Here is a 5,060-nt window from a genome sequence, read left to right on the forward strand (position 1 = left end):
ATCAACCGCTGGACTTTCGCTTCTTCTCTCAATCGAAACTCTTCCTTAAAGACGGCCTCTAGGAACTGGTCAGCCGATTCATAAGGAATCTGATCATAAATGTCAGCGACATAGGCCAGCCGCAGTGACTTGCACATCTCTCTCAGTGTGTCACTCATGATGCATCACCCCCAGAATCTGTCGGCGTCAATGCATCGTAGGTCGTCCAGTCCACACCATAAGGATCCGCCTCAGGGACTGAAAGGACTTCATAGAATTCCTGATTGATATGTTTCATATCATGAGTCACCAGTAAATTGGCCAATATGTTCAAACGGGTTGTTCTGATTTGTATATCTTCAACCAACAGATAATCTTTGACTCTGCCAGGGAGATATTTCGCATATCTCGAATAGGGAATGACTCTGGGTTTGTACATCCATCCTTTGATGACCGTCTGCCATGGGATGGCCCGACGCTGATTCATGTAAGGGCGGTAGTCATCCGCCAGAATTTCGCCGTCATCGGTGACTGCTTTATACCGGTCCCATGTCAACACAAGATGGAGCCGTGGATAGTTCGCCGCTCTCGGGATATGTATCCGTGTATGGTCCAGTGTGACTTCATTATATTTATTGACCCGGCCTTCAATCGCTCGGAAGACAGGATAATCGTTTGTCGGCAGATGCGGGAGATATCCTGTAACCGTCAAGTAGAATTCAACACTTTACCCCAAATAAGATTCAACAGCTTATCCCAATTAGGACTCAACACTCTTTACTTCAAATAACGCTCTTCTGTATTTCATTCTGATACTGTCTTGATTCTCATCGAAGGTAATGATTTCACTTCGGTGAAGGAGGCGATCTAAGATCGCCGTGGTCAGTGTCGTGTCTCCCAAAAATTTTCCCGATTCGTTAGGCCCCTTATTCGATGTTAAGATGAACGCTGTTTTGTCATACATATCATAGATAAACTGAAAAAACAGCTGGGCATCCTGCGGTTCATAAGCCATATACATGATGTCATCGATAATAATTAAATCTGAAGATTCCATACGTTTATATCTGGTTTTTGACTTACTGAGATATTCTCGTGTTTTAAGGATATATACCAGATGATCCATCGGTATAAACGACACCTGGTAGCCTTGATTGACAGCGTGAATACCGAGACCGGTGGAAAGATGGGTCTTACCCTTATAGAAAGCTTTTCATAACGGGAATTATCGAAAGTTTTTGTTTATGGAAAGAAATAAGAGAATATCCGTCAATAGCACTACTGTATTCTTTTATTTCTTTTCATAACGCCTCACAATAGATGTATAAAATCTAGGAGGTGCACTATGGAGACAAAAACATCGATTGAAGCACTGGTTGTTGCGGTTTTATCAGAATTAGAGCGGTTGAATTATGCGGATAATACTATAAGCGGCTATCGCAGCTTTTACAAAAGAATCATTGCATTTGGCAAGAAAAAAGATGAATCTTATTTTTCAGAAGCACTGGGACGTCAGTTTTTGAAAGAAAAGTATGGTTGTACTGTGAACTACTATGAGGAAACCATGCCTAAAGGTGCCAAAGGTCCGATTAGGATGATTAGAGTTTTGGGAGATTATCAGCTACATGGCGTGATTATCCGGAGGATTGTAAAAAATTCAGGGTATGTTAAACCGCCTCAGTTTGAAAAAGAACTGACTGCCTATGAAGAAGAATGTGAAATGAATGAGTACTCAAAAAGAGGACTACGGACACGGATGCAGCGCCTGTTCTTTTTCATTGACTATCTTGACGGTCGGAAAGTCCAAAGTTCGAATGATATTACGGCCGAACTGATATCCGATTATGTCAAAACAATTTACAGGTTCCATGAGAAAAGTATCGCATCCATCTTAACAACCCTCAGAGTCTATTTACGGTTTCTCTATCATAAACGATATACACATAATGATTTATCTTTGACAGTGCCAAAGCAGAATAAATATTATTATCCATCTGTGCCTTTTGTTTGGGATAAAGCGGATGTCATCCGCATGTTGAAGAGTATTGATCGAGGGAATCCAACCGGGAAACGAGATTATGCGATCCTGCTCCTGATAGCTAAGCTTGGTATGAGGGTCGGAGATCTTAAATCTATGAAATTATCAGATTTAAACTGGCATTCAAAAACAATAGAAATCACACAGAACAAAACCAAGCGCCCCGTCACATACCCCATTTTAAAGGATGTCGGCTGGGCACTGATTGATTATTTGAAAAATGCACGACCGATTAGTGATTCTCCTTTTGTATTCCTTAGAATGAACGCCCCTATGAAGCCTTCGGTAAAGACGCAAATCTTCACAACATTATTACAAAATATACGAGACTCGCCGGCATTACAATTCCTAAAGGTAAAAGACACGGCTTACATTCGCTGCGACATACACTTGCGAGTACTCTGCTTGAACAGGGCACACCATTACCAGTAATCTCTGAAGTGCTTGGACATTTTAATTCTTCATCTACCAACGTTTACTTGCATACTGATTTGAAAGGGCTTAGGAAATGTACGATTGACCCCGAGACGGTGTTTGACAATGACTAATCAGAACATTGTTTTTGAAAGCGTCTTCAGTCACTTGCTTACTGGGTATATTGGGGAAAAAAGAGCGGTGGGCTATAAGTACAACAAAGCCGCATCTCTTTTGAAGCAATTTGACAGCTTAGCAGACAAGGAAAATGTAGTAGAAAGAGAACTTTCAAAGAATCTGGTCATACGTTGGACAGAGAAAAGGCCGAACGAAACCAGCAGTACTAGAAATGGCAGAATCTCAATTATCCGGGGTCTCGCTTTATATATGATACGTCTTGGATATCCGGCATATGTTTTTCCCCGTGCCACCATCCCGATGGACAGATATTCTTATATACCCTATATCTTTTCACAAAAAGAACTGAAAAATATTTTTACCATATGCGATGCCTATCCTGTTTCACATGTATCTCCAAATAGACACTTAATTCTTCCTATTCTGTTCCGTATTTTATATGGGTGCGGTCTGCGAATTTCAGAAGTAGTAAATTTAAAGCTTAAGGATATAGATTTTGACCAAGGGACTTTATTTATTCGAGAAGCCAAGTTTGGAAAAGAACGGATTGTGCCGATGGATGACACATTAAAAGAACGTTGTCGTCTTTACGCAGATAAAATCCATTCAGTAAATGATAGTGATGCCTATTTCTTTCCGTCTCCTTATGGCGGCGCTTATAAAGAAAGTACAATATATAAATTGTTTAGAGAGATTCTATGGACAGCGGGAATCTCCCATAGTGGTAAAGGCCCGAGATTGCATGATTTCAGACATACTTTTGCGGTCCATTGTTTAAAGCATTGGGTCTTAAATGACGAAGATATCACGAACCTCATGCCCTACCTTTCAACATTTTTGGGACATAATGATTTAAGAGGGACACAGCACTATCTAAGACTGACCGCTGATTTATATCCACAAATTACAGCTTCTGTTGAACAAAGCTTTTCAACCTTAATCCCGGAGGTGTCATTTAATGAAACAGACTGATTTCGCTAAAGTGCTTACACGATTCCTTTCCAACTACCTTCCGAGTCAGCGCAATGTCAGCCCAAATACAATACTGTCCTACCGAGATACGTTCAAACAAATATTAATGTACTATCATTCAGAGCTGAGTATAAAACCAGAGTATCTTACGCTAGATAAAATTACAGCAAAAGAAATCAGAGATTTTCTGCTTTGGCTTGAAAAAGAACGTCATGTGAGCATCAATACCCGTAACCAGAGACTGGCAGCCATTCATAGTTTTTACCGTTATGTCCAAATAGAACACCCTGAAATGATTTTTGAATGTCAAACGATCTTGGGGGTGCCTTTTAAAAAGAAAGAAAAGCAAATGGTGGCCTTTCTTTCACAAGATTGCCTAAAGTTCTGGCTGGAACAACCAGATGTGAGAAAGAAAAGGGAACGTCGCGATTTAACATTAATGGTGACCCTTTATGACACAGGTGCACGGGTTCAGGAATTAATCGATTTAAAAATTAGGGATATTAGGCTAACAAAACCCGCAACAATTACTTTAACAGGTAAGGGAAACAAAAGAAGAAGTGTACCGATTATGGGGATAACACGAAATCTATTAGAAAATTATATGACAGAAAATAATTTATTGGTCAATGGAAAACAAAGTCATCCTTTGTTCTTCAATAGTAATAGACGCTCATTTACGAGACCCGGTATCGCATACATTTTAGAAAAGTATTTAAAAAGGGCTGAAGAATCTCATTCGGAGCTTCTATTCCCCAACCGTATACACCCCCATATGATTAGACATACGAAAGCGATGCATTTATTAGAGGCAGGCGTGAATCTAATTTATATTCGGGATTTATTAGGTCATGTGAATGTAACGACGACTGAAATTTATTTGAGAGCAAATACAGAAACAAAAAGAAAAGCACTAGAATCTGCATATATAGAAGTAGTGACTCAAGATGTTCCCGTGTGGGAAGAGGATATCAACCTATTAAGCTGGTTAGAGAAGTTTTGTCAGTAGAAACTAAAAAGATTATGGAAAGATATTTCTTGTCTAAGCCATGAATTTAACACTTTATTAGGAATGTCTTTCCATAAACAAAAACTTTCGATAATTACCCTTATAGAAAGCTTTTCATAAGGGTAAAACACACTTGGCAATCGTCTTGGGCGTGGAAGCCTGTCGCCAGAACAAACGCACGTTGTTCATCAATTGTCATGAGTTGTTGATTCGGTTCCGGACAGCGTATGAAAAAGGGACGATTGAGCGTGTCCTCAGACGGTATGCCAGATACGAACTGTTAATCATTGATGAGATTGGCTACTTGCCCATTCAGAAACATGAAGCCGACTTGATCTTCCAATTACTGAACATGCGGTATGAAACCCATTCAACCATTTTCACCACCAATATCGCGCTCTCTGGATGGGGTGAATTGAAGTTAGACTAGAAATTGGACACAGTAAATGAAGACAAATAGTATATGGGAAGATATCAATTTACGGAGGGTGTCCATTATGTCAAGAGGCA

At 39.9% G+C, this 5,060-nt stretch carries 6 protein-coding genes and 1 pseudogene; 5 read left to right on the forward strand and 2 right to left on the reverse strand.

Annotation, left to right across the window (positions count from 1 at the left end; translation table 11 throughout):
- Positions 1-154: 154 nt before the first annotated feature.
- Positions 155-691 (reverse strand): hypothetical protein, encoded by a 537-nt coding sequence (locus tag BO48_RS16630; RefSeq protein ID WP_496369239.1) that lies wholly within the window; start codon positions 689-691, stop codon positions 155-157.
- 48 nt (positions 692-739) lie between these two features.
- Positions 740-1,177 (reverse strand): annotated as a pseudogene (locus BO48_RS16635) (ATP-binding protein); the annotation flags it as partial.
- 147 nt (positions 1,178-1,324) lie between these two features.
- Here BO48_RS16635 and BO48_RS16640 point away from each other — a divergent pair.
- The 5 genes from BO48_RS16640 (at position 1,325) to BO48_RS16660 (ending at position 4,980) form a co-directional block, all read left to right on the forward strand.
- Entirely contained in the window at positions 1,325-2,449 is a 1,125-nt protein-coding gene (locus BO48_RS16640) for a site-specific integrase (RefSeq protein WP_496369241.1), read from the forward strand.
- Entirely contained in the window at positions 2,362-2,565 is a 204-nt protein-coding gene (locus tag BO48_RS16645) for a tyrosine-type recombinase/integrase (protein ID WP_496369249.1), read from the forward strand. The genes BO48_RS16640 and BO48_RS16645 overlap by 88 nt, the downstream gene beginning before the upstream one ends.
- The gene (locus tag BO48_RS16650) at positions 2,558-3,541 is read left to right on the forward strand and encodes a tyrosine-type recombinase/integrase (protein ID WP_496369243.1); all 984 of its coding nucleotides are present in this window, start codon (positions 2,558-2,560) and stop codon (positions 3,539-3,541) included. Before BO48_RS16645 ends, BO48_RS16650 begins: the two co-directional genes overlap by 8 nt.
- Entirely contained in the window at positions 3,528-4,550 is a 1,023-nt protein-coding gene (locus BO48_RS16655; protein WP_496369245.1) for a tyrosine-type recombinase/integrase, read from the forward strand. Before BO48_RS16650 ends, BO48_RS16655 begins: the two co-directional genes overlap by 14 nt.
- Before the next feature lie 133 nt (positions 4,551-4,683).
- Positions 4,684-4,980: an ATP-binding protein gene (locus tag BO48_RS16660; protein WP_496369247.1), complete on the forward strand. Its 297-nt coding sequence runs from the start codon at positions 4,684-4,686 to the stop codon at positions 4,978-4,980.
- The last annotated feature ends 80 nt before the right edge of the window (positions 4,981-5,060 follow it).

The sequence above is a fragment of the Lacicoccus kunmingensis DSM 17847 genome (assembly GCF_059568765.1).

Bases quoted from the DNA above. Each gene is read 5' to 3' on its own strand.
- BO48_RS16640 (WP_496369241.1), top strand. From the start codon at position 1,325: ATGGAGACAAAAACATCGATTGAAGCACTGGTTGTTGCGGTTTTATCA.
- BO48_RS16650 (WP_496369243.1), top strand. From the start codon at position 2,558: ATGACTAATCAGAACATTGTTTTTGAAAGCGTCTTCAGTCACTTGCTT.
- BO48_RS16655 (WP_496369245.1), top strand. From the start codon at position 3,528: ATGAAACAGACTGATTTCGCTAAAGTGCTTACACGATTCCTTTCCAAC.